This is a genomic window from Phenylobacterium sp. J426, from assembly GCF_024699945.1.
Classification (GTDB): Bacteria; Pseudomonadota; Alphaproteobacteria; order Caulobacterales; family Caulobacteraceae; genus Phenylobacterium.
In genome coordinates this window covers 1533325-1558165 of the sequence record NZ_JAJOMY010000001.1, presented here as the reverse complement: position 1 = coordinate 1558165, position 24841 = coordinate 1533325, and the positions used below count along the sequence as shown (strand labels likewise).

At 69.2% G+C, this 24841-nt stretch carries 21 protein-coding genes and 4 pseudogenes; 9 read left to right on the top strand and 16 right to left on the bottom strand.

Annotated elements, in window-relative coordinates; all coding sequences use genetic code 11:
- Window positions 1-6 precede the first annotated feature (6 nt).
- The 3 genes and pseudogenes from LRS10_RS08120 to lpdA all read right to left on the bottom strand — a co-directional run bounded on the left by LRS10_RS08120 (window position 7) and on the right by lpdA (window position 2183).
- Window positions 7-300: a hypothetical protein gene (locus LRS10_RS08120; protein ID WP_257836800.1), complete on the bottom strand. Its 294-nt coding sequence runs from the start codon at window positions 298-300 to the stop codon at window positions 7-9.
- 65 nt (window positions 301-365) lie between these two features.
- Window positions 366-794, bottom strand: a complete 429-nt coding sequence (locus LRS10_RS08115; protein ID WP_257836799.1) for a GNAT family N-acetyltransferase — start codon at window positions 792-794, stop codon at window positions 366-368.
- A pseudogene (gene lpdA / locus LRS10_RS08110) lies at window positions 776-2183 on the bottom strand (dihydrolipoyl dehydrogenase). Before lpdA ends, LRS10_RS08115 begins: the two are co-directional and overlap by 19 nt.
- Before the next feature lie 127 nt (window positions 2184-2310).
- Here lpdA and LRS10_RS08105 point away from each other — a divergent pair.
- The 3 genes from LRS10_RS08105 to queG all read left to right on the top strand — a co-directional run bounded on the left by LRS10_RS08105 (window position 2311) and on the right by queG (window position 5139).
- A complete protein-coding gene (locus LRS10_RS08105) occupies window positions 2311-3252 on the top strand; it encodes a cation diffusion facilitator family transporter (RefSeq protein WP_257836798.1) in 942 nt (313 codons plus the stop codon).
- A 74-nt stretch (window positions 3253-3326) separates the two neighbouring features.
- On the top strand, window positions 3327-4016 hold the full coding sequence (locus tag LRS10_RS08100) for a glutathione S-transferase family protein (RefSeq protein WP_257836797.1): 690 nt from the start codon (window positions 3327-3329) through the stop codon (window positions 4014-4016).
- Complete coding sequence (gene queG, locus LRS10_RS08095; protein WP_257836796.1) at window positions 3997-5139, top strand: tRNA epoxyqueuosine(34) reductase QueG; 1143 nt, start codon at window positions 3997-3999, stop codon at window positions 5137-5139. Before LRS10_RS08100 ends, queG begins: the two co-directional genes overlap by 20 nt.
- A 179-nt stretch (window positions 5140-5318) precedes the next feature.
- Here the strand turns inward: queG and rfbC are convergent, their stop codons facing one another.
- A complete protein-coding gene (gene rfbC / locus LRS10_RS08090) occupies window positions 5319-5873 on the bottom strand; it encodes a dTDP-4-dehydrorhamnose 3,5-epimerase (protein WP_257836795.1) in 555 nt (184 codons plus the stop codon).
- Between the two features lie 31 nt (window positions 5874-5904).
- Here rfbC and LRS10_RS24405 point away from each other — a divergent pair, with 31 nt between their 5' ends.
- Window positions 5905-6552 carry a glycosyltransferase gene (locus LRS10_RS24405; protein WP_308237935.1) on the top strand — a complete coding sequence of 216 codons (648 nt, stop codon included), beginning with the start codon at window positions 5905-5907 and terminating at the stop codon, window positions 6550-6552.
- Window positions 6549-6947, top strand: a complete 399-nt coding sequence (locus tag LRS10_RS24400; protein ID WP_308237934.1) for a hypothetical protein — start codon at window positions 6549-6551, stop codon at window positions 6945-6947. The genes LRS10_RS24405 and LRS10_RS24400 overlap by 4 nt, the downstream gene beginning before the upstream one ends.
- Here the strand turns inward: LRS10_RS24400 and argE are convergent.
- The 4 genes and pseudogenes from argE to LRS10_RS08065 all read right to left on the bottom strand — a co-directional run bounded on the left by argE (window position 6910) and on the right by LRS10_RS08065 (window position 11684).
- Window positions 6910-8076 (bottom strand): acetylornithine deacetylase, encoded by a 1167-nt coding sequence (gene argE, locus LRS10_RS08080; protein WP_257839112.1) that lies wholly within the window; start codon window positions 8074-8076, stop codon window positions 6910-6912. The two genes, LRS10_RS24400 and argE, sit on opposite strands and share 38 nt — an antisense overlap.
- Before the next feature lie 33 nt (window positions 8077-8109).
- Window positions 8110-8505 (bottom strand): FKBP-type peptidyl-prolyl cis-trans isomerase, encoded by a 396-nt coding sequence (locus LRS10_RS08075; RefSeq protein ID WP_374570951.1) that lies wholly within the window; start codon window positions 8503-8505, stop codon window positions 8110-8112.
- Window positions 8506-8617: 112 nt separating this feature from the next.
- A pseudogene (locus LRS10_RS08070) lies at window positions 8618-9811 on the bottom strand (threonine ammonia-lyase); the annotation flags it as partial.
- Window positions 9812-9881: 70 nt separating this feature from the next.
- Window positions 9882-11684, bottom strand: coding sequence for a dipeptide ABC transporter ATP-binding protein (locus LRS10_RS08065; protein WP_257836794.1), 1803 nt, complete (start codon window positions 11682-11684; stop codon window positions 9882-9884).
- A 92-nt stretch (window positions 11685-11776) separates the two neighbouring features.
- On the opposite strand from LRS10_RS08065, the gene LRS10_RS08060 reads away from it, so the two are divergent.
- Window positions 11777-12406 (top strand): HAD family hydrolase, encoded by a 630-nt coding sequence (locus LRS10_RS08060; protein ID WP_257836793.1) that lies wholly within the window; start codon window positions 11777-11779, stop codon window positions 12404-12406.
- Window positions 12407-12466: 60 nt separating this feature from the next.
- On the opposite strand, the pseudogene LRS10_RS08055 reads toward LRS10_RS08060, so the two are convergent.
- The 3 genes and pseudogenes from LRS10_RS08055 to LRS10_RS08045 form a co-directional block, all read right to left on the bottom strand.
- Window positions 12467-14091: pseudogene (locus LRS10_RS08055) on the bottom strand (cisplatin damage response ATP-dependent DNA ligase).
- A gap of 82 nt (window positions 14092-14173) precedes the next feature.
- On the bottom strand, window positions 14174-14353 hold the full coding sequence (locus LRS10_RS08050; protein ID WP_257836792.1) for a hypothetical protein: 180 nt from the start codon (window positions 14351-14353) through the stop codon (window positions 14174-14176).
- Between the two features lie 48 nt (window positions 14354-14401).
- Window positions 14402-15413: pseudogene (locus LRS10_RS08045) on the bottom strand (ligase-associated DNA damage response exonuclease).
- Between the two features lie 73 nt (window positions 15414-15486).
- On the opposite strand from LRS10_RS08045, the gene LRS10_RS08040 reads away from it, so the two are divergent.
- Together LRS10_RS08040 and LRS10_RS08035 are read left to right on the top strand one after the other, a co-directional pair.
- Window positions 15487-15906, top strand: a complete 420-nt coding sequence (locus LRS10_RS08040) for a PaaI family thioesterase (protein ID WP_257836791.1) — start codon at window positions 15487-15489, stop codon at window positions 15904-15906.
- A gap of 5 nt (window positions 15907-15911) precedes the next feature.
- Entirely contained in the window at window positions 15912-16322 is a 411-nt protein-coding gene (locus LRS10_RS08035; protein WP_257836790.1) for a PaaI family thioesterase, read from the top strand.
- Here the strand turns inward: LRS10_RS08035 and LRS10_RS08030 are convergent.
- The 5 genes from LRS10_RS08030 to LRS10_RS08010 form a co-directional block, all read right to left on the bottom strand.
- Complete coding sequence (locus LRS10_RS08030) at window positions 16319-17977, bottom strand: VCBS domain-containing protein (protein WP_257836789.1); 1659 nt, start codon at window positions 17975-17977, stop codon at window positions 16319-16321. The two genes, LRS10_RS08035 and LRS10_RS08030, sit on opposite strands and share 4 nt — an antisense overlap.
- Window positions 17978-18011: 34 nt before the next feature.
- On the bottom strand, window positions 18012-18281 hold the full coding sequence (locus LRS10_RS08025) for a hypothetical protein (protein WP_257836788.1): 270 nt from the start codon (window positions 18279-18281) through the stop codon (window positions 18012-18014).
- Window positions 18282-18535: 254 nt separating this feature from the next.
- Window positions 18536-19528 (bottom strand): phosphate/phosphite/phosphonate ABC transporter substrate-binding protein, encoded by a 993-nt coding sequence (gene phnD, locus LRS10_RS08020; RefSeq protein WP_257836787.1) that lies wholly within the window; start codon window positions 19526-19528, stop codon window positions 18536-18538.
- On the bottom strand, window positions 19525-19995 hold the full coding sequence (locus LRS10_RS08015; protein ID WP_257836786.1) for a hypothetical protein: 471 nt from the start codon (window positions 19993-19995) through the stop codon (window positions 19525-19527). Before LRS10_RS08015 ends, phnD begins: the two co-directional genes overlap by 4 nt.
- Before the next feature lie 344 nt (window positions 19996-20339).
- Window positions 20340-22940, bottom strand: a complete 2601-nt coding sequence (locus LRS10_RS08010; protein WP_257836785.1) for a TonB-dependent receptor — start codon at window positions 22938-22940, stop codon at window positions 20340-20342.
- A 139-nt stretch (window positions 22941-23079) separates the two neighbouring features.
- Here LRS10_RS08010 and LRS10_RS08005 point away from each other — a divergent pair, with 139 nt between their 5' ends.
- Window positions 23080-24762, top strand: a complete 1683-nt coding sequence (locus LRS10_RS08005) for a lysine--tRNA ligase (RefSeq protein WP_257836784.1) — start codon at window positions 23080-23082, stop codon at window positions 24760-24762.
- The last annotated feature ends 79 nt before the right edge of the window (window positions 24763-24841 follow it).

The window sequence follows — 24841 nt, the reverse complement described above, 5'->3', positions numbered from 1 at the left end:
CACGGTTCAGCGGCCCGCGCCGTACTGCACGACCAGGGGGTTTGCGCAGCCTGCGACGGAGCGGGCGACCGCCTTCTCGTGGTTGGCCTTCGGCAACTCGGCGAGTTCCTGGACCTTGGCCTTGCCGTCGTTGCGATAGAGCAGCGCCGGGTCGGCGAAGGTGTGGATCATGCCCTGGGGCCGGCAGAGCATGTCCGCCTGGGCGAGCGCTGCGGCGCGCGGCCCGCGATAGACCTTGATGTCGGCTCCCGGCGCGGGCTGTGCGGCGGCCAGGGTGGCGGCGGCGAGAAGGGCGAGCATTCCGGCCTCCTTGAGCTTCAAGCCGCGGAGGATGGCGCCCCCGCCAGAGCGCGGCAAATGAACAATCAGCCACGCACGAAGCGCAGCCAGGCGACGCCGTTGTCGGCTCCCGTCTCGGTGCAGCGGAAGCCTTCGCGCCGGTAGAAGTCCTGGGCTTTCAGGTTGGCCGCCTGGCACTTGAGCGACACCGGGCCGTCGGCGACGGCGCTCACGTGGTCGAGGAGCGCCTTGCCGACACCGCGGCCGCGGTCGTCGACATAGAGTGAGTGGAGGAAGTTCTGTGGTCGGTAGAAGGCCGCCAGACCGACAATGCGTCCGCCGCGAGAGGCCACATAGACCTCCTCGACCTCCGCGGCGCGGAGAAAGTCGGACGCCCGGTGCCGCTCGGGCGGCAGCCAGGTGAACGTCTCACGCAGCACGCGGACGTAGAGCTCGGCGCAGGCGTCGAGCTCGTCGGTTCGCGCCCGGCGGACGATCAGGCCTGCATGGTCCATCCTTCGACGCCCATGGCGGCCTGGCGAAGCGCCTCGGACCGGGTGGGATGCGGATGGCAGGTGCGGGCCACGTCTTCCGACGCCGCCCGGAAGGCCATCGCCACGCAATACTCGCCGATCATTTCCGAGACCTGCGGCCCGATGGCGTGAGCGCCCAGGATTTCGTCGGTGGCGGCGTCGGCGAGGACCTTCACGAAACCCTCGGTTTCGTGGTTGATCTTGGCCCGGCTGTTGGCGGTGAAGGGGAACTTGCCGACCTTGTAGGCGCGGCCCTCCTCCTTCAGCTGCTCCTCGGTCTTGCCGACCCAGGCCACTTCCGGGCTCGTGTAGACGACGCTCGGGACGAGATTGTAGTCCACGTGGCCGTAGCCGCGGGCGATGGTCTCGATGACCGCAACCGCGTCTTCTTCGGCCTTGTGGGCCAGCATCGGACCGTGGGTGACGTCGCCGATGGCCCAGACGTTCGCCGCGCTCGTCTTGAAGTGGTCGGTCTCAATGAAGCCGCGCTTGTCAGGCGTGACGCCCACGGTCTCCAGGCCCAGACCCTCGGTGTAGGGACGACGGCCGATCGCCAGCAGGACGTAGTCGCCCTCGATCGTTTCGGCCGCGCCGCCGGCGACAGGTTCGTATGTGAGCGAAACACCCTTCTTGGACGGCTTGGCGCCCGTAACCTTGGCGCCCAGCCTGAACTCCATGCCCTGCTTGGTCAGCGAGCGCTGGAAGGTCTTGGCCACCTCGGCGTCCATGCCGGGCGTGATGCGATCCAGGTACTCGACCACCGTGACCTGGGCGCCCAGGCGGCGCCAGACCGAACCCAGCTCCAGGCCGATGATGCCCGCCCCGATGACGATCAGATGCTTGGGCACTTCCGGCAGCGAAAGCGCGCCCGTGGAGTCGACGATCCGCTGCTGGTCGACCTCGACGCCCGGCAGCTTCGACGGCTCGGAGCCCGTGGCGATGACGATGTGCTTGGCGTCAAGGGTCGTGGTTGAGCCGTCTTCGGCCTTCACCTCGACCTTGCCTGGCCCGGCGATGCGCCCGAAGCCCTTCACCCAGTCGACCTTGTTCTTCTTGAACAGGAACTCGATGCCCTTCGTGAGCTGGCCGACGCTGTCGGCCTTCTGCTTCATCATCTGGCCGAGGTTCAGCTTGGGTTGGACCTCGATGCCGAGGGTGGCGAATTCCGAGCCCGCCGCGGCGAACAGCTCGGACGCGTGCAGCAGCGCCTTCGACGGCATGCAGCCCACGTTCAGGCAGGTCCCGCCCAAAGTCGAACGGCTCTCCACACACGCCGCCTTCAGCCCCAGCTGGCCCGCCCGGATCGCGGCGTTGTAGCCGCCGGGGCCGCCCCCCGATGATGACGACGTCGTAGGTGGTGGTCTCAGCCATGGTCCTGCCGGTCCCCGAGTTGGGCCTAGAAAATGGGCGCGCACCCTAGGCCTGGAGCGCCCAAGGTCAACCACCCAGCCTCGCCTTCGCGCTTCGCGGCGAGGCTTGGCAAGGATATGGATCGTGGATGAGCGGCATTCACGGTCTTGCGCCGTCGGAGGCGGCGGCGCTGACCCGGCGGATCACCCTGCTGTCCGTGGCGACCGCCGCGACGCTGGTGACGATCAAGGCGGCCGCCTGGTGGGCGTCGGGTTCGACGGCCTTGTTGGCGTCTCTCGCCGACTCCGCGCTCGACCTGATCGCGTCCCTGGGGACCTTCTTCGCCGTCAGGTACGCCGCCGCTCCGCCAGACGCCGAGCACCGGTTCGGCCACGGCAAGGCCGAAGCGTTCGCCAGCCTGATGCAGGCCGGCCTCGTTTTTGCGTCCGCCGCCCTCATCGGCCGCGAAGCCGTCGGCGACCTGATGGCTCCGCATCCGCTGAGGCAGGAAGGCTGGGCCATCGCCGTGATGGTCGTCTCCACCGTCCTCACCTTCGCCCTGATCACCGCGCAGGGCCACGTGCTGCGGCAGACCTCGTCGGTGGCGGTGCAGGGCGACCGTGCGCACTACCTGTCCGACCTCGCGTCGAACATCATCGCCCTGGGCGGGATCGCCGCCTCGGCTTGGCTGGGGTTCAACGGCCTCGATGCGGCAGCCGCGCTGGTGGTGGCGGCGCTGCTGCTGTGGGGAGCCATCGGCGTCTTCCGGGAGGCGGCAGGCCAGCTCATGGACCGGGAATTGTCGGAAGAGGCTCGTGCTGAGATCGTGCGCCTGACCACCGCGGACGCCCGGCTGACCGACGTGCACCAGCTGCGGACACGCGCCTCGGGCCCCTACATCCACATTCAGATGCACGTCGACCTCGACCCGCAGCTGACACTGGAAAGCGCCCATTCGGTGATCGTGGCCGCCGAGAAGCGGATCCTGGAGCGCTTCCCGGCGGCGGACATTCTGATCCACGCCGACCCGCGGGGCCGCGCCGAACCCCACGGCGGGGCGTTCGCCGAAGGCGAAGCGCCAACGCAGTAAACGCCCCCTTAAGGCGGCCGGGCGCAGTTGGGGCGAAGATCGATCCGCGCGAAGAAGCCGCGCCCAGAGAAGCCATGAGCGTCGAACGCACCCTGCACCACTTCCCCCTCGACCCGGCCTCCCGCCAGGTGCGCCTCGCCCTGGGCGAGAAGCGGCTTCCGTTCGTCGAGAGCCCGGTGCGTTACTGGGAGCGGCCGAAGGAGCTCACGCGGCTCAACCCTTCCGGCCTGGTGCCGGTGCTGGTGGAGCGGACCGGCGGCGGCGAGCCGCTCGTGCTCTGCGAAAGCCGGGCGATCCTCGACCATCTGGAGGAGGCGGCTCCCGAACCGCCGCTGCTGGGCCGGGACGCCGCCGAGCGCGCCGAGGCGAGGCGGCTTCTCAGCTGGTTCGACCGCAAGTTCGAGTTCGAAGCCGGCGGCTACATCCTGCACGAGAAGATGGAGAAGCGACTGCTGGGCCTGGGCGCCCCCGAGCTCGCCAACCTCCGCCAGGGGCGCGACGGCCTGAAGACACACCTCTACTACTTGGAAGGCTTGCTCGAGACCCGGGAATGGCTGGCCGGCAAGCGCCTGTCCCTGGCGGATTTCGCCGGCGCCGCCCACCTGTCGGTGATCGACTACTTCGGCGACGTGCCTTGGAAGGACTTCCCCGGCGTGAAGACGTGGTACATGAAACTGAAATCCCGGCCGTGTTTCCGGCCGTTGCTCACGGACCGCTGGCCGGGGCTGACGCCCGCGCCGCATTATGACGATCTCGACTTCTGACACAGCCGAAGACCTGATCCGCGCCGAAGCCCAGGCGCTCGGCTTCGACCTCTGCCGCTTCACCGACATCGACGAGGCCTGGCCGGCGGCGGCGCGGCTCTACGAGTACGTGGACGCCGGCCGCCACGGCGAGATGGGCTGGATGGCCGAGACCCGTGAGCGTCGCCGCCACGCCCGCGCCATGTGGGCCGACGCCCGTTCGGCGGTGTTGCTGGGCGTCAACTACGGGCCGACGCACGATCCGCTGGCCGTGCTCGCGGAGGCGGATCGCGCGGCGATCAGCGTCTATGCGCAGGGCGACGACTACCACGAGCTGATCAAGAAGAAGCTCAAGCAACTCGCGGGCTGGATGCAGCAGCGCTTCGGCGGAGAGGTGAAGGTCTTCGTCGATACCGCGCCCTTGCTGGAGAAGCCGTTGGCCGAGCGCGCGGGCGTCGGCTGGCAGGGCAAGCACACCAACCTCGTCAGCCGCGAGTTCGGCTCCTGGCTGTTCCTGGGCTCGGTCCTGACCACCCTCGAACTCAAGCCGGACGCGCCCGAGCCGGTCCACTGCGGCTCCTGCCAGGCCTGCCTCGACGTCTGCCCAACCAACGCCTTCCCGGCGCCGTTCCAGCTCGATGCCCGGCGCTGCATCTCCTACCTGACCATCGAGCTGAAGGGCCCGATCCCGCGCGAATTCCGGCAGGCCCTCGGCAACCGCATCTACGGCTGCGACGACTGCCTCGCGGTCTGCCCCTGGAACAAGTTCGCGCAAGGCGCCCGCGAGCAGAAGCTGGCCGCCCGCGAGGCGCTGAAGGGTCCCACTCTGGCTGAGCTATCGCGCCTCGACGACCCCGCCTTCCGCGCCCTCTTCACCAAGAGCCCGGTCAAGCGCATCGGCCGCGACCGCTTCGTCCGCAACGTCCTCTATGCGATCGGTAATTCCGGCGACCCGGCGCTGACGCCAGAGGCCGTGCGGCTGCTTGACGACCCGGCTGCGTCGGTGCGCGGCGCCGCCGTCTGGGCCCTGTCGCGGCTGTTGCCGGACGCGGACTTCCAGGTCGTCCGCGACGCGCGCCTGCCCGTCGAGGGCGAGGCGGAGGTCCGGGAGGAATGGCTGGCGGGCGAACCCCTCACAGCCTGAGCGGCTATTAGGATTCGAGCGTGTCGAGCCCGAGGAGCTCTGGCAGCTCCGCGATGGCCTTCGTCGCCCGGACCTTTGCGAGAAGACGCGGGATCTCGACACCTTGTTCTGGCTCGTCGCACCAGTCGATCGCGCGCACCTTCAGGAGACCGCGGAAGCCAAGAACAAAGAGCGAACCTTTAGAAGCTGACCGGCCCCAAATCCCTGAGACGCGGCAGGGTCTTGTCCTTATCGGAGAGCACCGGCTCGCCGTCGAGCGGCCAGGCGATGGCCAAGTCCGGATCGTTCCAGGCGAGGCCGCCCTCGGTCTCCGGCGCATAGAGGCCGTCCACCTTGTAGAACAGCATCGTATCGTCGGTGAGCGTGCAGTAGCCGTGCGCGAAGCCGCGGGGCACCCAGAGCTGCTCGCCGGCCTCGGCCGTCAGCGTCGCGCCGGCCCACTTGCCGTAGGTCGGCGAACCCGCCCGGATGTCGACGGCGACGTCGAAGATCGCGCCCTGCAGCACCCGCACCAGCTTGCCCTGGGCGTGCGGCGCCTTCTGGAAGTGGAGGCCCCGCAGCGTGCCCTTCTTCGCGTTCAGGGCCTGGTTATCCTGCACGAAGTCGGTGTCTACGCCGGCCGCAAGCATGGCCTTTCGGCTCCAGGTCTCGGAGAACCAGCCGCGGAGGTCGCCGAAGCGCTTGGGCGTGATAAGCAGGACGTCAGGCAGGTCGGCGAGCGGCGTAACGGTCATGTCGCTTTACAGGAGTTACCGGTAGCCCCGCATGGCCCAGCGGACAGACGAACACAAGCCGCAAAGCCCCGCCGTCACGGTGGCCGTGGTCGCCTATCGCAGCGGCGCCACGCTGGCGCAGTGTCTGGAGCGGCTGGCGGCCCAGACGTTCCAGGACTTCGAACTCGTGCTGGTCGATAACGCCTCGCCGGAAGGCGAGGCGCGGGCCGCTGCCGGGATCGTCCCGGGAACGCGGCTGATCGAGAACGCCGACAACCTCGGCTTCGCCGCGGCCTGCAACCAGGCGGCGCGCGAGGGTCGGGGCCGCTGGCTTGTGCTGCTGAACCCCGACGCCTACCCCCGAACCGGACTGGCTGGCGCAGCTGATGGCGGCAGCCGAGCGGCATCCCGGCATCCGCAGCTTCACCTCGCGCCAGGTGCTGGACGAGGACCCGGCCGTGCTCGACGGCCTGGGCGACGTGATGAGCCTGCCCTGCATCCCCTATCGCGGCGGTTACCTCCAGCCCGATCCGGGCGACACGCCGGAGGGCCTGGTGTTCAGCCCGTGCGGTGCGGCGATGCTGATCGACCGTGCGCTGTTCCTGAAACTCGGCGGCTTCGACGAGAGCTTCTTCTGCTACTGCGAGGATGTGGATCTGGGCTACCGGCTGCAACTGGCGGGGGGAGCCGACGGTCGTGATCCCATCCGCCGTCGTGCGCCATGTGGGTTCGGCGTCGTCCGGCGGCTCAAAATCGGAGTTCGCGCTCTTCCACGGCTATCGCAACCGCTTCTGGGTCCTGGTGAAGGACACGCCCGGGCTGCTGCTGCCGCTGGTGTTGCCCGCCCATCTGATGGCGGCCAGCTACGTGGCCCTGCGCAAGCCGCACCGCCCCTACCTCGGCGTGACGTTGCGCGCCTACCGCGCTGCTCTGGCCGGGCTCGGCCCCGTCCTCGCGCGGCGGCGCGTGGTGCAGAGGACCCGGCGGAGATCGGCGCTGGAAATGGCCCGGATGATGACCTGGGACCCACGCGACCTCCTGCGCCGTCGGGCGGTGATCAGGCCTCTTCCGCCCACTCGATCAGCCGGCGCATAAAGCTGGCGCCGCGCTGCATCTGGTTGACCTCGACGTATTCGTCCGGCTGGTGGGCCTGGGCGATCGAACCGGGTCCGCAGATCACGGTCGAGAATCCGGCCTCCTGGAACTGACCGGCCTCCGCGGCGAACGCAACGACGCGCGGCGGGCCGTTGTCGCCGGCCAGCCGGCGGGCGAAGGCCTCGGCGGCCCCGTCGGGTTCGGGCGCGAAGGGCGGCACATCCGTGCGCTTCTCCAGCACCACGCCGGCCTCCGGGGCGCGGGCTTTCAGCGCGGCGTCCATGGCGGCGACCTGGGCGCGGAAATCCGTCAGGACCTCGTCGGCCTTCATCCCAGGCGGGCAGCGCAGGTCGAAGGTGAAGTCGCAGTGGCGGGCGATGATGTTGTGGGCGGTGCCGCCCTGGACCATTCCGATGGTCAGGGTCGCGCCTTTGGGCGTGAACGGCGACGCGGGATCGGCCTGGGTCTCCAGCCGCTCGGAGAGATCGGTCAGGGCGTTCATCAGCCGGGCCGCCGCCATCACCGCCGAGACGCCCTGCTGGGTCTGACTGGAGTGGCTCTCGCGGCCGGTGACGGTGACCTTGAAGGTGGCGATGCCCTTGTGGCCGTTCACCGCAACCATGTCAGTGGGCTCGCCGACCACCACCAGCGCCGGCGGCGGCAGTTCGCGGCGGATGACGTCGATCATAAGCGGCGCGCCCAGGCAGCCGATCTCCTCGTCGAAGGAGAAGGCCAGGTGGACCGGCCTGCGGGCCTTCTTCGACAGCTCCGGCGCCGCGGCGAGCGCCAGGGCCAGGAAGCCCTTCATGTCGCAGGTGCCGCGCCCGTAGAGGCGGCCGTCGCGCTCGACCACGGTCCAGGGGTCGGTGCTCCAGGGCTGGCCGTCGACCGGCACCACGTCGGTGTGACCCGACAGCACGACGCCGCCCGGAGCGGCCGGGCCGATCGTGGCGAGCAGGTTGGACTTCGAGCCGTCGGCGTTCGGCACGCGCCGGTGCGCCACGCCAAGGCCGTCGAGATAGGCCTCGACCCATTCGATCAGGGCGAGGTTGGAGCCGCGCGAGGTGGTGTCGAAGCCGACGAGCGTGGTCAGCAGGTCCTTGGCGGACGGGTAGAGATCAGCCGTCATCGCCAAGCCATAGACCCTGCCGGACGCGCATAGCTACCCCTGCATGACCCGACCGGGTCCGGTCAGCACGTCGATCAGCTCGATGCGGAAGATCAGGGCGGCGTTGGGCGGAATCTCGCCGCCGCCGGCGCCTTCGGCGCCATAGCCCTGCTCGGGCGGGACGTAGAGGATCCATTCGTCGCCGGGACGCATCTGGACCAGCGCCTCCTGCCAGGCCGGGATCAGGCCGCGCAGCGGCATGGCCGCGGGCTGGCCGCGCTCGTACGAGCTGTCGAACACCTTGCCGTCGATCAGCTTGCCCTCGTAATGGACCTTCACCTCGTCGGCGAGGGTGGGCTTCAGGCCCGTCGCCGGGCCCGAGCGCACGACCTTGTAGGCCACGCCTGACGGCAACACCTGGACGCCAGGCTCCTTCACGGTCTTTTCCATGAAAGCCTGGGACGCCGCCGACTGGTCGGGCAGGGCGGGCTTGTTGCAGGCGGCGAGCGACAGCAGGGCCGCGACGGCGATCAGGACGGGCTTCATGCTCAGACAACTCTCGGGGGTAACCGCGCTCGCGGAGCGCATCCATGACTTCCTGGGTGTGCTGGGCGTCGCGGGTCTCGATCATCACGTCGAACTCCGCGCCCTTGGCCGGCACGTCCAGGGCGAGGCGGTTGTGGGCCACCTCGATGATGTTGGCGCCCATCTGGCCGATGATCGCCGAGACGTTGGCCAGCAGGCCGGGCCGGTCGTCACCGATTATGCGCAGGGAGACGATGCGGCTCTCGCGCACCAGCTCACGTGTCAGCACGGAGGCCAGAAGGCGCGTGTCGATGTTGCCGCCGGTGATGACCAAGCCGCACTTTCGGCCGCGGAAGCGCTCCGGATAGGCCAGCAGCGCCGCCAAGGAAGCCGCGCCCGCGCCCTCCGCGACCGTCTTCTCCACGTTGGTGTAGAGGGCGATGCCGCGCTCGAAATAGGGCTCCTCGATCAGCAGCACGTCGTCGATCAGCGGCCGGGCGACGCCATAGGTGTTCTCGCCCACCTGCTTCACGGCGATGCCTTCGGCGATGGTCGAGCCGCCACCGTTCCGCGCCATGGCCACACCGCGCATCTTGGCGGTGAAGGACGGGAACATCGCGGGCTCAACGCCGATCACCTCGATGTCCTTCCTGAGGTGTTTGGCCGCCGTGGCCATGCCGGCGATCAGCCCGCCTCCGCCGATCGGGATCGGCAGCATTTCGAGGTCGGGCGCGTCCTCCAGCATCTCCAGCGCCACCGTGCCCTGGCCGGCCATGACGTCCAGGTCGTCGAACGGGTGGACGAATGTGAGGTCGCGCTCCTCGCAGATGCGGCGGGCGGTGGCCGAGGCCTCGTCGTAGCCGTCGCCGTCGATCACCACCTCGGCCCCGTGGGCGCGGGTTTGCTGCACCTTCACGAAGGGCGTAGCCTTGGGCATCACGATGGTGACGGGAATGCCCAGGCGGGCGGCGTGGTAGCTCAGGCCCTGGCTGTGGTTGCCGGCGGAGGCGGCGATGACGCCGCGCCTGGCCACCTCGGGCTCGAGCTGCAGCAGCTTGTTGAGCGCGCCGCGCTCCTTGTAGGCGGCGGTGAACTGCAGGTTCTCGAACTTCACCCACACCTCGGCGCCTGTAATCTCGGACAGCGTCCGTGAGTGGCGGCAGGGCGTGCGCTCGATATGACCCTGGAGCCGCTGCTTTGCGGCCAGGATGTCGTCGAAGCTAAGGGTCATGGCGTGGGCGGGGTCCTCGGAAGGTCGCGCAACCTAGCGATGGCCGGCCTCTGCTGCAACGCAGCGGACCTCACGCGTCGAAGTCGGCGACGAGGTGGCCGGGCGCCACCTCGTTCAGCTCGGGCGCCAGGATCGGCGCGTTCGGGTCGACCGGCAGCCGGGAGGGCGCGAAACGGAAGGCGGCGCGCGGGTCGAGCGGGCTGGGCGGTTCGCCGGCGAGCCTGATCCGCTGCCGCGTCCGCTCGACCGCCGGATCGGGGATCGGCGCGGCCGAGAGCAGGGCTTTCGTATAGGGATGCTGCGGCGCCTGGTAGAGCCGGTTGCGGTCGGCCAGCTCCATGACGCGCCCGAGGTACAGCACCAGCACCCGGTGGCTGATCTCGCGCACCACCGCAAGGTCGTGACTGATGAAGATCATCGCCAGTCCCATGTCCTTCTGCAGGTGGATCAGCAGGTCGATGATCTGGGCGCGGACCCCGACGTCGAGGGCCGACACGGCCTCGTCGCAGATGACCAGCTTGGGCTTGAGGATCATGGCGCGGGCGATGCCGACGCGCTGGTTCTGGCCGCCGGACAGCTCGTGCGGGTAGCGGTTGATCAAGGCGGGGTCGAGCTCGACCCGGGCCATCATGGCGCGGACCTCGGCCTCTCGCGCGGCGCGGTCGAGCCCGGGCCGGAAGACGGTCAGAGGCTCGGCGATGGAGGTGCCGATGGTCATCCGAGGATCAAGGCTGGCCAGCGGGTCCTGGAAGACGATCTGCAGATCGGCGCGGGCCTTGCGCCAGGCGTCGCGGTCGTCCGGCGACAGGCCGCGGCCGAGCAGCGCCACGGCGCCCTCAGTCGGCGGAATGAGGTTGAGCACCGCCCGGGCGAGGGTCGACTTCCCCGAGCCGCTTTCCCCGACGACGCCCAGGGTCTCGCCCTTGCGCACCTGGAACGACACGCCGTCGACGGCGCGCAGGCTGCGCGGCTTGCCGAAAAGGCCCTCGCGCACCGGGAAGTGAACCTTCATGTTCCGGCTCTCGACCACCACCGGCGCGTCCGTCGCCACAGGCGCGGGGGTCGGGCGGCCGCCGCGGTCGGCGCGGTCCAGGCGCGGCACCGCGGCGAGCAGGGCGCGGGTGTAGTCGGTCTTCGGCGCGGCGAAGATGTCGCCGACCGGGCCTTCCTCGACGTAGCGCCCGTCCTTCATCACGCAGACGCGGTCGGCGAGGCGGGCGATCACGCCCATGTCGTGGGTGATCAGCGCGAGCGCCGTTCCCGTCTCCCGCTGCAGCTCGGCCATCAGGTCGAGGATCTCGGCCTGCACGGTGACGTCGAGGGCCGTCGTCGGCTCGTCCGCGATCAGCAGCTCGGGGCCGGGGGCCATGGCGGCGGCGATCATCACCCGCTGGCGCATGCCGCCGGAGAGCTCATGCGGATATTGCCGCAGCCGCCGCGCCGCGTCGGGGATGCGCACCCGGTCCAGCCACTCGCGGGCGCGGGCCTTGGCGTCGGCGCCGGACAGGCCCAGGTGCAGCCGCAACGGCTCGGCGATCTGCTCGCCGATGCGGACATGCGGCGTAAGCGCCGTCAGCGGATCCTGGAAGATCATGGTCATCTTCGCGCCGCGCAGGCGGTTCAGCGCGGCCGGCTTCAGACCCAGCAGCTCCTGGCCGTGCAGCTTCGCCGAACCTGCGGCGCGGCCGTTGCGAGCAAGCAGGCCCATCACCGCCATGAAGGTCTGACTCTTGCCCGAACCGCTCTCGCCGACCACGCCGAGGGTCTCGCCGCGGCCGATCGACAGCGTGACGCCGCGCACCGCCTCGACCACCCCGTCATGGGTGTCGAAGTCGACCGTCAGGTCGTCGAGGGTCAGGACGGGTTGTACCAAGGGCTGCTCCGGCTGGCTGCGGGTCAGAGCCTATTGCGGGTTTCGCGCAAAATGAAATCGAGCGGCGGCCCGGTTCGGCTATAAGGCCCGCCGTGCCGCCGTCGCCCCCGGATCCATTCTCTCGCCCCGCGCTGTTCCTCGACCGCGACGGCGTGCTCAACGAGGATCGCGGCTATGTCCACCGCTGGGAGGACTTCACCTGGATCCCGGGCGCCCGCGAGACGGTCGCAGCGTTCAACCGCGCGGGCTGGCTGGTGATCGTGGTGACGAACCAGTCCGGTGTCGGACGCGGGTATTATCCCGAGGACGACGTCCATGCCCTGCACGCCCGGATGCGGGAAGACCTGGCCCGGGCCGGAGCTCGCATCGACGCCTTCTACCACGCCCCGCAGCATCCCGAGGCCCCGGTGGAGGCCTATCGCCACCCCGACCCCCCGCTGCGCAAGCCGAACCCCGGCATGCTGCTGCAGGCCATGGCGGACTGGCCGATCGACCGGGAGGCGTCCCTGATGATCGGGGACAAGCCGTCCGACCTGGAGGCCGCACTCCGGGCCGGCGTCCGCGGCGTGCTGTTCGAGGGGGGAACCTGCTGGAATTCCTGCGGGACGAGGACCTGTTGCCCGCGTGAGCACGGCTCTGAGCTCCCGGCGGCGCCTGGGAGGTCGGGATCAGGCGCTGTTCTGGAAGCCTGGGTCCCCGCATTCGCGGGAATGAGCGGTTAGGGGGTGGACCTCGCCTTGTCGCTTTCGCGATCTGCCCCTGCCCTGAAGGGAAGGGAAAGGTCAGCGCGCTTCCATCTGCTGGAGCAGGCGCTCCAGGAAGGCGAGTTCGTCGGCCTCGCCGGGGGCTTGTCCCAGCGGAGACGATTGATGCGCGGGAAGCGCATGGCGACGCCGGATTTGTGGCGGGTCGAGCGCTGGAGGCCCTCAAAGGCGACCTCGAACACCAGGCCCGCGTGCGGCTCGGCGCGCACCGACCGGACCGGGCCGAAGCGCTCCACGGTGTTGTCGCGGACGAACTTGTCGATCTGCTTCAGCTCCTCGTCGGTGAAGCCGAAGTAGGCCTTGCCGACGGGCGTCAGGAACCGCCCGCCAGTGGCGGCATCCTCGGTCCAGACGCCGAAGGTGTAGTCGGAATAGAAGCTGGAGCGCTTGCCGTGGCCACGCTGGGCGTACATCAGCACCGCGTCCACCAGGAACGGGTCGCGCTTCCACTTGAACCACGGTCCCTTCGGCCGCCCGGCCTCGTAGAACGAATCCCAGCGCTTCAGCATCAGGCCTTCGGCGATCTGCGGGTCGCCCTCGGGGGGATTGGCCCGGAGTTCGGTGAGCTCCGCCCAGGTTTCGAACGGCTGCAGGGGCGACAGGTCGATGCGCGGGCTGGCCTGGCGGGCGACGAAGGCTTCCAGGCGTTTCCGCCGCTCGGCGAACGGCAGGACCCGCGTGTCCTCAGGCCCCTCCTGCAACAGGTCGTAGGCGCGGATCGCGGCCGGGTGCTGGGCCATCAGCTTCGCATCCACGGTCTTGCGGTTCAGCCGCTGCTGCAGGTCGGCGAAGGAGGCGACCTTTCCGTCCCGCATCACCAGCAGCTCGCCGTCCAGCACGCCCTCATCGTCGAGGGCGTCGAGGATGTCGGGGAAGGTGCGGGAGATGTCGTCGCCGGTGCGGGTGTAGAGCCTGCGCACCTCACCCTCGTGGACGGCCTGCACGCGGATGCCGTCCCACTTCCATTCGGCGGCGTAGTCGGCGGGGTCCAGCTTGGCGAAGTCGACCGCCTCGTCGATCGCCTGGGCCAGCATCACCGGCCGGAACCGGCCGGGGTTCTCGGACGTCGGCTTCGCGCTGCGCCCCTCGAGCCAGGCGAACAGGTCCTCGTAGGGCGGGTGCTGGGCGTGCCACAGCTCCTCGATCTCGGCCGGCTCCACGCCGCCCATCTCGGCTGCGGCGCGCTTGGCGAGGCGCGCGGTCATGCCCACGCGCAGGGCGCCGGTCATCAGCTTGAGCAAGGCCCAGCGCTCGCGCGGCCCGTCCATCGCGTCGAGCCAACCCTCGATCAGCCGCTGCACCTCGGTCCGCGAGGCGGTGCGCAGGGCCTCGACCACCTCGGAGAGCTCGGGCTCGCGGTTCGCGCCCGGACGCCTCGGCCAGCACAGCGACACGGCCTCGGCGAGATCGCCCACATAGTCGTAGGACCACCAGAACAGCTGGGGGTCCATGCGCTCTTCGACGGCCTTGCGGATGAACGCCGGCTTCGCCGCGCTGAAGCTCAGGTCGCCGGTGAGCGCCGCCAGCGCCCAGCCGCGGTCCGGGTCGGGCGTTTCGCGCAGGTAGTCCCGCACCAGCGTCAGCTTGGCGTTGCGCGACGGCGTCAGCGCCAGCCGGTCCAGCAGTTCGGCAAAGGCCCGCATGGATCAGAAGCTAGGGTCGCGGAGCTTGGCCGCCAAATTCGCGCAAGATTCTAGACGTCCCGACCGTCGTCACCCTCGCCGATCATGCCGCCGGGGAATCCTGGCCGATGTCGCCGCCACCGGCCATGCCGGGATCGCGGCTGTCGCCGGTTCCGAGGTCGGGCGTCATGCCGCCGGTCTTGGGCGGCAGGCCCTCGCCGTGCGGGCGATTGATCGGGCCGCCTTCGCCGCCGGCGCTGCCGGGATTGGGGGTTTCGGACATGCTTGGCTCCTCTTCGCCGGAGCCAACGCCAGCGGAGCCCCGCCGTTCCTAGTCGTCGCCCTCGTCCTCGTAGCCCACCAGGGCCAGCGCGCGGGCGGAAATCCCGTGAAGCTCGGCCCAGCGGGCCAGCGCCTCCTCCCGGCCGTGGGTGATCCACAGTTCGCCCGGCCGGATCTCGTCGACCGTCGCAGTGAGTTCGTCCCAGTCCGCGTGGTCGGAGATGACGAGCGGCAGCTCGACGCCGCGCTGCTTGGCCCGGGCGCGGATCTGCATCCAGCCGGAGGCGAAGGCCGCGACCGGTTCGGGGAAACGACGGCTCCAGCGGTCCTGCAGGGCGGACGGCGGGGCGACGACGATCTCACCGGCGAAGTTCTTCTTGTCGGCCACGGTGGCGGGGGGCCAGCGGACCCAAGTCGACGCCGTGCTTCTGATAGAGGGCGTTCAGCCGCTCCAGCGCCCCGTGGACGTAGATGGTGCGATCCCAGCCGGCCTCCCGCAGCAAGCGGATGATCCTCTGCGCCTTGCCGAGCGCGTAGGCGCCGATGATGTGGCTCCGTTCCGGGAACTGCTGAACCGACCGCAGGAGGCGGGCGACCTCCTCCCGGTCGTCGGGATGGCGGAAGACCGGCAGGCCGAAGGTCGCCTCCGAAATGAAGACGTCGCAGGGCACCGGCTCGAAGGGCGGGCAGGTGGGATCGCGCCTTCGCTTGTAGTCGCCGGAGACCACCATGGTCAGGCCTTTCCAGCGAACCACCGCCTGAGCCGAGCCCAGCACGTGGCCGGCGGGGACGAGGGTGATCTCGACGCCCTTGTGGGAGATCGTCTCGCCGTAGCCGATCGCCTGCTGCTGGCCGGTAAAGTCGCGGCCGTAGCGCTCGCCCATGATCGCCAGAGTCTCGGGCGTGGCCAGCACCGTGCCGTGGCCCGATCGGGCATGGTCGGCGTGGCCGTGGGTGATCACAGCCCGGTCTACCGGCCGCACGGGGTCGACGTAGAAGTCGCCCGGCGCGCAGTAGAGGCCCTCGGGCTTGGGGCAGAGCAGGTCCTGGGGACGGATCATCGCCTTCACAATGTAGGAGGCCGCGTTCGGCTCCGCATTGACGGACCCGGCGTCTGCGCCCTACGCCCGGGGCATGAAGCTCATCCGCAAGATGGTGGGGCACGCCATGACCATGGCGCCGCACGCCGCCGCGATCGGCCTGAAGTTCGAGAGCGCCGAGGACGGACGGGGCCGGATGTCGGTTCCGTGGCGCGAGGACCTGGTGGCCGACCCCGAGAGCGGGGTGATCGCCTCGGGCGTCGTCACGGCGCTGCTGGACCACTGCTGCGGCATGGCGGTGAACGCCACGGGCAAGATCAACTTCCCGATCGCCACGCTCGACCTGCGGATCGACTACATGCGGCCGGCGGCCCCTCGGGCGGGTCTGATCGCGGAAGCCCACTGCTACAAGATGACCCGCTCCATCGCCTTCGTCCGCGCCGAGGCCTGGGACGTGGACCAGAGCGACCTCGTGGCCACCGCCCAGGCCGCCTTCATCCTGAACCGGGGCTAGGGCCGATGGACAAATCCGCCGCGCTGGCCGCGTTCCTGGAGCGCTCGCCCTACATCAAGTTCCTGGGCATGAAGGCCGAACTGCAAGGCGACCTGCTGACCGCCCGCCTGCCGTTCCGCAAGCGGCTGATCGGCAACCCAATGATCCCCGCCCTGCATGGCGGAGTGATCGGGGCGTTCATGGAGATGACGGCGCTGGCGCAGCTGGCCGTCGCCGAGCCGTCCCGGCGGATGCCCAAGACCATCGACGTGACGATCGAATACCTGCGGCCCGGCAAGCCGCAGGACCTGTTCGCCCGGGCCGACCTCAGGAAGGTGGGACGCCGCATCGCCAACGTGCATGTGGAAGCCTGGCAGGACAGCCCCGAAACGCCGGTGGCGGCGCTCCGGGGCCATTTCCTGCTGCGGCAGGACTAGAACAGGTCGTCGTAGCCGTAGGTCACGCCGCCCGCGTAGAGCTTGTACTCCGAGCCCTGGACGAGATGGCCGGTGGGAACCGGATCCTGGTCGAGGTCGCCGTCCAGGGCGTAGTAGAACTCGCCGCCGCCGGATTGGGCGCTGCCGTACTTGAGCGCCGCGCCGACGAGCCGCGCCTGGGCCAGCAGCGGGTTGAGGGCGACGATCTGGTCGACCGCCTGGCCGTACCAGACGTCCAGGTCGTCGTTGACGTAGCCGGGCGTCTCCACCTTGGCGAAGAAGAACGCCTGGTCGGTGAGATCCTGCGCCGTCAGGTCGAAGTAGAAGGTGACGTGCGACAGATCCTTCGGCGCCAGCGGGAAGTGGTCCTGCGTGGGCGCGGCAGGCGGCTTGACCACCGGCTCGTCGCCCCCCGCGATCGTCCACTGAAGCGTCGCGGGCGTCGTGGCGATGCCGTCCGAGACGCCGTAGCTGATGGTGACGACCGTCGACTGGCCGGCGTTCAGCGCCTGGTAGGCTGCGTGAGCCGGGTCGAGCGTGAAGCTGTGCGTTTCGGCGTCGTAGCTGACGCCCGGCGGCAGGCCCGCCGGGTCGACCACCACCGAGAGCTTCGCGCCAGCGTCCACGTCCGAGGCGTTCTGGAGGGCGTCCAGCGTGACCTTGGGGCCGTCCTCGGTGGCCAGGCCGCCGACGGCGCCGCTGATGACGGGGGCGTCGTTGGTCCCGGTGACCGTCCACTGCACGCTGGCCGGCGTCGAGACGAGGCCGTCCGACACGCCATAGGTGACGACGACGGTGGTCGTCTGACCCTGGGCGAGGCTCTGATAGGCGGCGTGGGCCGGGTTCAGGGCGAAGGTCTGCGTGGCGGCGTCGAAGGTCACGCCGGCCGGGAGGTCGGCGGGCAGGTCCACCACCGCGAGCCGATCGCCGTTGTCGACATCCGAGGCGTTGGCCAGGGCGTCGAGCGATGAGACGGCGCCGTCTTCCGTCGCCGCGCCAGCCACGACGCCGCTGACGACGGGCGCGTCGTTCACGCCTTTGATCTCGAACGAGAGCGTCGAGGTCTCTGCGAGTTGGCCGATCTGGCGACCCGCGGCGTCGAAGTAGGTCTGGCCGACCCCGTAGGTCACCACGAAGGGGACGCTCTGAACGGCGCTCAGGGCGTCCGCGCCTTCGGCGTCGATGACATAGGAGCCGTCGGCGTTCAGCACGATCGTCGCGCCGGTGGACCCTAGAGCGTGCGGCTGTCCGAGGGCGAACTTCGTGGCGCCGCCGTCGAGCGATGCCCAGGAGACGGTCTCGGTCATGCGCCCGCCGCCGAGCGTGGCGACCACGTCCTGCAGCACGTCGCCGGCCACGACGCTGTCTTCCCGAACCCCGCCCTGGATAGCCTCGTTCGCATCGTCGACGGCCACGAACGCGGCGCTGGTCAGCTTCACCGAGCCGCCGCGGTCGCCGCCGAGGACGCCGACCGACGTCATCCGCACGCCGAAGTCCTGGCCCGCGAGGTCGGCCAGGGTCAGACCGGGCAGCTTCAGGGTGAAGGCGGCCGAGCCGATGTCGTCCTTGCCGATGCCGGCGGAGCCGAACTCGAGCCCGACGTCATAGCCCTTGGCTTCCTGGCCGACGCCGCCAAAGGCCAAGGCTCCGCTCATCGTGTTGTCGCCCCCGCCCACGCCGGTGACGCTGTCATCCCCCGTCGGCCAGGGCGGCGGTGGTGACCGAGCCGATCACCGCGCCGGCTTGAGTCTTGGCCACGAGGCCTGAAACGGCCGCCTGGTTCCCCGCCGCCGACACCAGCGCCTCCCGGGCCACGTCGAAGAACAGCCCACGCAGGTCGCCGACCACGAGGCCGGACTGAGTGACTTCGAAGCGGAATTCGCCGGTGGCGACTTCGGTAATCTTGACGGTCACGGCGGGCTGCGCGCCACCGCCGAGTTGAACGTATGCAGTGCTCATCAGAGGCCCCTCGACATCTTGTCGGTCACAAATATTGGACAAACAACCATGAGCGGCGCCGCGAGTTGTTTTCACAACTTGCGGTCAGCGAGGCGCTACGACAGGGTTATCCGTCCGTTAAGCGCGGCTACTAGCCATCGCTCCGGCCGGGGTCGAACCAGGGGTTACTCATTTTGATGCGACCCCCACCCAATCTGGGCGGGTCGCCAAGGGCGAATCTCGATCGGCTACGGAGAAATACTTACTCGCGCCCGTCAGTTGGGCTCGACCGCCGCACGTTCCTTGCGGATCTCGGCGAGGGCCGCCTCGGCCTTGGCCACGGCGGCGGCATCGCCGCGGCGGCGGGCCTGCAGCAGCTCGCCCGTCGCCTCCATCTCGCGGACGGGGAGCAGGTGGGTGGCGTCCGCGGCCTTGAACGGTAGGGTCTGGATGCGCTCCAGGATGGCCCGCTGACGGGCCGCCTCGGACGTATCGCCGACGCCGTAGCTGAACATGAAGTCGGCAATCTTCTGCTTGAGCGCGGGATCGAGGTCCTTGCGCCAGATCAGCGGGTCTTCGGGGATGCGCGGCGAGCGCCAGATGATCTCGACCGACCCCAGCGTGCGCTTGGCGATGGGCGTGTCCAGCATCGCCATCCGCTCCATGGACGCGGTGTTGTTGGTGGCCGCGTCGACCGTGCCGGAACTGACCGCGAAGAGGTTCGCCTCATGGTTGGCGGAGCGGACGGTCTTGAAGCATGTCTCCGGATCGATGCCGCGCGGGGCGAATAGATAGGTCATCGGCGCGAGCGTGCCGGAGGTAGACTTGGCGTCGCCGATGCCGAAGTTGATCGAGCGGTCGCAGGCCAGCAGCTTTTCGAGCGTCAGACCCGAGCCTTTGGGCACGACGATCACCGCCTCGTAGCCGTCGACGCCGTTCGGGTTCACCGAGCGGGCGAAGACCTCTCCGTTCGCCCGGCGCACGGCCTCCAGGCCGGACTGGTTGGTGAACCAGCCGAGGTCGGTCTGTTTGAACCGCATGGCCTCTATCAGGCCGGTGTAGTTCGAGCCGTAATAGGCCTTCACCGGCATGCCGAGCGCCTTGGACATGTCGGCCAGGAACGGCTCCCACTCGGCCTGGGCGCTCTGCTGGCTCTCGGCGGAGAGGATGGAGAAGTTGAGCGGTTTCGTCTGCGCCGGGCCCTCGGAATTCGAGCAGGCGGCGAGCGTCGCGACGGCGATCAGGCCCAGCAGGCTGCGACGGATCATTTTTCCTCCACCTTCGGCAGGCGCATGGCCACGACTTCGCGGTTCGGCCGACTGATGCCGAAGAGAGCACGATCCGTGGACTTGTCGAAGGCGATCGCCTGGCCCTCGATGGGGGCCGCGATGGTGGCGAGATGGTCGAGCTTCGAGCCCCCCTTCGGCAGCTTGAGGACGTAGAGCTCCGGGTGGTCATGGCCGGTGACGTAGAGAAGGCCGTCGGCGCCCCAGCCACCCCCCGAGCTGCTCATCGGCTTGAAGCGCTCGACCACCGAGGCGGGGAAGGACCAGCCCTCCATCCGGCGCCACTGGTCGTCGAACTTGACGAGCTGGGTGTAGGCCGGGCCGCGACCGGGCTCGCCGCCCTTCTGCTCGTAGTTGGCGAAGGCCGCCCACCAGGCGCCGTCCTTGCGGTCCACCCAGGTGAGCGAACCGATCTGCTGGCCAAGCGAGACAGTCCGCAGGTGGACCATCCTCTGGGGGGTCGAAGACCTCCACCGAGCTGGTCATCGGAACCTCGGGGAAGTTGGACGCTGCGCAGACCAGCTCCTTGCCGATGACGGCACAGGAGTTGATGTGGGGAAAGCGGCTCCGCTCGCCCGACCACTCGGCGACCTTGGCGCCTGTAGCCTTGTCGTACTTGGCGATGCGCGAATTGGCGACGGCGTAGAAGTGGCGCGCGTCCACCGCCACGCCTTGGGTGGCCTCCGGCGCCTTGTAGCGCCGGATCACCTCCGCGGCCGGCGAAGGCTGGGCGGCGGCCGGAGCCGCCGCGAGCAGAGCCAGTATGATCGCGAACGCACGCATCGCCGCCACCTTAGAACGAAGCCGCCAGGCCGACCCAGTAGGTGCGGCCGTAGTTCGCCCATTCCTGCAGGAAGCGCGCGCCGGGGCCGGTGACTTCCTGGCGGCCGGTGTTCGAGATGTTCTGCGCCTCGGCGAAGACGGTGAAGTTGTCGGTGACGCGCCAGGAGACGCTGGCGTCGAACAGGTGGCGGCCCTTCCAGTACTGGTCGGAGTTCGGGACGGCGTCGACGATCGTTTCAAGGAAGCCGCCGATGTAGTTGTGCGACAGCCGGGCCTCGAACGGTCCGCGCTGGTAGTAGATCGACTCGTTGGAGGTGACATCGGGCTGCTGGAACAGGCCGCGGGTGCGCAGGCCCGCACTGGTCCGGTAGGTGGCCCTGGAGTTCACGAAGGTGACGTTGCCGTTGAAGCCGAAGCCGTCGAGCGGCTCGGGCAGGAAGGTGAACGCCTGCTGGACCGCGAATTCCAGGCCCTCGACCTTGGCGTCCTCGGCGTTCTGCGGCTCGCGCACGATGGTGGAGACGCCGCCGATCGTCTGCAGGGACGACAGCGTGAAGATCTCGTTCTTGATGGCCTTGCGGAACAGCGCCACCGAGACGAGACCGTCGGCGGGGTAGAACTCGAAGGAGATGTCGAAGCCCTCGCTCTCGCGCGCCTTGAGGTCCGGATTGCCGCGGGTGAGCGTGGCCTGGCTGCCGTCGGCGCCGATGGTCTCGCCGGCGGTGAGCTGGCCGAAGTCCGGACGACCGATGGTGTTGGTCCAGGCGGCGCGGATCACGAAGTTGTCCGTCAGGCGATACTGCAGGTGCAGGCTGGGCAGCCAGTTGTCGTAGGCGCCGGAGTTGCGCACCGGGCTCAGCACGCCGCCCTGATTGCGCAGAGCATCGGACTCCACCTCGGTGCGCTCGAAGCGCAGCCCGCCCAGAAGAGTCAGCGGACCGTATTCCCAGGCCAGCTGGCCGTAGCCGGCGTAGACGTCTTCCTGGACTTCGTAGTCGCCGCTGTTCACCGCCGACGACACCGTGAAGCGGCTGCGGTTGGCTTCGAAGAAGTCCATGGCGGCGTCCGCGTCGATGCGCGGCGAGAGCAGGTAGCGGCCCGCGATGAGCTGGTTCGGGCCCGCCTTGTCGACCAGGTCGAGCGTGTACACGAAGGCGCCCGTGGCCGTGTAGTTGGTCTGCCGGGACAGGAATTCGCGCGTCGTCGAGCGCACCACGGCGCCGAACTTCGCCTTAAGCTGCTCGTCATCGCTTTCGTAGGCGAGGTTGGCCCTGCCCTGCCAGGAGGCCTCGTCGGTCTCGGTGGTGGCGATGCGATGCTGCTGAAGGCGATAGTTGGCGGCATTGCGGAAGGCCGCATCGTTGGTCGGCGTGAACACCGGGAACAGCGGGTTCGCGGTGTCGTAGGTGAAGGCGTAGAGACCTTCCTGAGCCGCCGTGGTGCGGAACTCCACGGAGTGGTTGGGCACCTCCAGGGCGGCCTGCGAATAGACGAGGTCGCCGTCAGCCTTCCACTGCGGGCCGACCCGCCATTCAAAACCGGTGCGCGCCAGGGCGATCTCGCGACGGGTGATCGGCTGGTTCAGCTGGATGACGCCCCGGCCGCGCGCGAAGGCGCCCGACGTCGGCGTCTGGCTGGCGACGTTGCCGACGGGCTCGAGCCGCAGCTCGATACGCTCCTCGTCGTCCTCCATCTTGGCGAACAGGCCCGAGGCCACCCACGAGAAGTCCGAGGTCGGCCGGTACTCGAGCTTGGCGTTCACGCCCGCCCGCTGCTTCGTGTTGTTGTACCAGAACAGGCGCTGGAAGGTCGGCACCTGAATGCCGTTGCCGCGGGGGTCGCCCGAGCTGACCGGGGCGCCGGCGGCGGTGTACTCGCGCACCGAGGGATCCTGGCTCTCGACCTGCGGAATATCGTAGTCGAGCTGCTCGAAGGAGGCACCGATGACCACCCCCCACTCCTCGGAGGCGCCGAAGGTCGTGCCGCCGGCGGCCGCGAGGCGATAGCTGGGCTTGTCGTTGCGCACGTCGCCGCTCCGCTCGTAGTGGCCGTACGAGCCGATGGCGTTGAAGAACGGACGACCGACGTCGAAGGCGCTACGGGTGGTGACGTTGACGATGCCGCCAATGGCGTTGGCGTCGTTCTCCGGCGTCACGGTCTTCACCACCTCGAGGCGGCCGGCCATCACCGAGGGGACGATATCGAGCGGCACGGTCCGCCCGCTTTCGTCGACCGAGGCGACGACCGCGCCGTCGATGGTGGTGCGGTTGTAGGTCGAGCGCAGGCCGCGCAGCGTCGGGAAGCGCGGCTCGCCCTGGTCCTCCATGACCGAGACGCCCGGAATGCGACGAAGCGCGGCGGCGGTGTTGTGGTCCGGCAACTTGCCGATGTCGTCAGCTGAGACGGCGTCCACCACCTCGAAGCTCTCGCGCTTGACGGCGATGGCCGCGCGCTGCGCCTCGCGCTGGCCGGTGACGACGATCTCGTCGACCTCGGCGGGCGCATCCTCGGCGAACGCAGGCGCGGCGAAGACCGCCGCCAGGGCCGCCGCGGAGACGGACACCAGAAATTCGGCCGGCTGGGCGCGGCGGTTCGGCAGCTTGGACGACATCGAAAGACCCCCTCTTGGTTTGGAGGGGTCCATAGGCTCGGCCCATGACACAGCGGCGAAGCCGATGTGACGCTCCTACGACGCACGGCGTTCGTGAAATCCCTTGAGCCCGGCGGCCCCGGGGGTTAGGCCGCGCGCCATGCTGCAAGGACTTTCCCATCAGGCGCGCGACGCCAAGAGCTGGCCTTTCGAACAGGCCCGCATCCTGCTGGACCGCATCACGCGGCTGCGCCTGACCGACGCCGAGCGCGACCTGGCCGCTGCGCTGTTCGCCCAGGGCAAGTTCGCCGAGGCTGTGAAGACCCTGCCGGCGCTGGCCAGGCCCGTCGTGTTCCAGTGCGGCTATGGCGCGTCGGGCCTGCCCCACCTCGGCACCTTCGGGGAGGCGACCCGCCCGACCATCGTGCGCAACGCCTTCCGGGCGCTGACCGAGGACGCCATTCCGACGCAACTGATCGTCTTCTCCGACGACATGGACGGCCTGCGGAAGATCCCGGACAACGTGCCGAACAGGCAGATGCTGGAAGAGGACCGCGACAAGCCGGTCACCTCGGTGCGCGACCCGTTCGGCGAGCACGAGAGCTTCGGGCACCACAACAACGCCCGCCTGCGCGCCTTCCTCGACAGTTTCGGCTTCGACTACACCTTCATGAGCTCGACCGAGACCTACAGGTCCGGCCGGTTCGACGAGGTGCTGCTGCGCATCCTCGAGCGCTTCGACGCCATCCAGGCCATCATGCTGCCCACCCTCGGCGAGGAACGCCGGGCGACCTATTCGCCGTTCCTGCCGATCAGTCCCAAGACGGGCCGTGTGCTGCAGGCGCCGACGCTCGAGCGCAACGTCGAGAAGGGCACCATCGTCTTCCAGGACGAGGACGGCGAACGCATCGAGACCCCGGTCACCGGCGGCCACGTGAAGCTGCAGTGGCGCCCCGACTGGGCCGCCCGTTGGACGGCGCTGGAGGTCGACTTCGAGGCCTCGGGCAAGGACCTTGTCGACAGCGTCCGCGTGTCGAACAAGATCGTCCGGGCCCTGGGGGCCGAGCCGCCGGAGGCGTTCCACTTCGAGCTCTTCATGGACGAGAACAACCAGAAGATCTCGAAGTCCAAGGGCAACGGCCTGACGATCGAGGAATGGCTGCGGTACGGCGCGCCCGAGAGCCTGACCTACTACATGTACCAATCGCCGAAGTCGGCGAAGCGGCTCTATTTCGACGTCATCCCGAAGGCGACGGACGAGTACCTGTCGCACCTCGACGCCCTGAACAAGAAGAGGGCGGAGGGCGACAACGCCGCCCAGCTCGACAACCCGGCCTGGCACGTCCACCGCGGCGCGCCGCCCGAGAAGGGCTCGCCCGTCAGCTTCAGCCTGCTGCTGAACCTGGTCTCGGCGGCCGACGCCTCGACCAAGGAAATCCTCTGGGCCTTCCTGGAACGCTACCTGCCGGGCGCAACGCCGGAGAGCGAGCCGCTGCTGGACCGCCTGGTGGGCTTCGCCCTGAACTACTACGAGGACTTCGTCCGGCCGGCGAAGCGGTTCCGCGCCCCGACCGATCAGGAGCGGGCGGCGATGGAAGACCTCGTCCGGCGTCTCAAGGCGCTGTCCGCCGGGGCCGACGCCGAGGCGATCCAGAACGAGGTGTTCGCCGTGGGCAAAGACGCCGGCTTCGAGCCGCTGCGCGCCTGGTTCGGCGCCCTCTACGAGGTGCTGCTGGGCCAGAGCCAGGGCCCGCGGTTCGGTTCGTTCGTCGCCATCTTCGGGATCGATCGGACCGTGGCGCTGATCGAGCGGGCGCTGAAGGGCGAACTGATCGCCGCCTGAGGCGGTCGCACTTCCCACTCACCCTAGGTGAGCGGCATAGGTGATCACCGTTTACGTGCCCTTGACGTAAACGTAAGGC

What these genes read in the sequence shown, in the direction of transcription:
- LRS10_RS08075 (WP_374570951.1), bottom strand. Translation starts at nt 8,505, where the DNA reads ATGGAAAAGACCGTGAAGGAGCCTGGCGTCCAGGTGTTGCCGTCAGGC.
- LRS10_RS08025 (WP_257836788.1), bottom strand. Translation starts at nt 18,281, where the DNA reads ATGAGCACTGCATACGTTCAACTCGGCGGTGGCGCGCAGCCCGCCGTG.
- LRS10_RS08105 (WP_257836798.1), top strand. Translation starts at nt 2,311, where the DNA reads ATGAGCGGCATTCACGGTCTTGCGCCGTCGGAGGCGGCGGCGCTGACC.
- LRS10_RS08010 (WP_257836785.1), bottom strand. Translation starts at nt 22,940, where the DNA reads ATGTCGTCCAAGCTGCCGAACCGCCGCGCCCAGCCGGCCGAATTTCTG.
- LRS10_RS08005 (WP_257836784.1), top strand. Translation starts at nt 23,080, where the DNA reads ATGCTGCAAGGACTTTCCCATCAGGCGCGCGACGCCAAGAGCTGGCCT.
- queG (WP_257836796.1), top strand. Translation starts at nt 3,997, where the DNA reads ATGACGATCTCGACTTCTGACACAGCCGAAGACCTGATCCGCGCCGAA.
- LRS10_RS08120 (WP_257836800.1), bottom strand. Translation starts at nt 300, where the DNA reads ATGCTCGCCCTTCTCGCCGCCGCCACCCTGGCCGCCGCACAGCCCGCG.
- LRS10_RS08040 (WP_257836791.1), top strand. Translation starts at nt 15,487, where the DNA reads ATGAAGCTCATCCGCAAGATGGTGGGGCACGCCATGACCATGGCGCCG.
- LRS10_RS08015 (WP_257836786.1), bottom strand. Translation starts at nt 19,995, where the DNA reads ATGGTCCACCTGCGGACTGTCTCGCTTGGCCAGCAGATCGGTTCGCTC.
- LRS10_RS08050 (WP_257836792.1), bottom strand. Translation starts at nt 14,353, where the DNA reads ATGTCCGAAACCCCCAATCCCGGCAGCGCCGGCGGCGAAGGCGGCCCG.
- LRS10_RS08100 (WP_257836797.1), top strand. Translation starts at nt 3,327, where the DNA reads ATGAGCGTCGAACGCACCCTGCACCACTTCCCCCTCGACCCGGCCTCC.
- argE (WP_257839112.1), bottom strand. Translation starts at nt 8,076, where the DNA reads ATGACGGCTGATCTCTACCCGTCCGCCAAGGACCTGCTGACCACGCTC.
- LRS10_RS08030 (WP_257836789.1), bottom strand. Translation starts at nt 17,977, where the DNA reads ATGAGCGGAGCCTTGGCCTTTGGCGGCGTCGGCCAGGAAGCCAAGGGC.
- phnD (WP_257836787.1), bottom strand. Translation starts at nt 19,528, where the DNA reads ATGATCCGTCGCAGCCTGCTGGGCCTGATCGCCGTCGCGACGCTCGCC.
- rfbC (WP_257836795.1), bottom strand. Translation starts at nt 5,873, where the DNA reads ATGACCGTTACGCCGCTCGCCGACCTGCCTGACGTCCTGCTTATCACG.
- LRS10_RS08035 (WP_257836790.1), top strand. Translation starts at nt 15,912, where the DNA reads ATGGACAAATCCGCCGCGCTGGCCGCGTTCCTGGAGCGCTCGCCCTAC.
- LRS10_RS08115 (WP_257836799.1), bottom strand. Translation starts at nt 794, where the DNA reads ATGGACCATGCAGGCCTGATCGTCCGCCGGGCGCGAACCGACGAGCTC.
- LRS10_RS24405 (WP_308237935.1), top strand. Translation starts at nt 5,905, where the DNA reads ATGGCCCAGCGGACAGACGAACACAAGCCGCAAAGCCCCGCCGTCACG.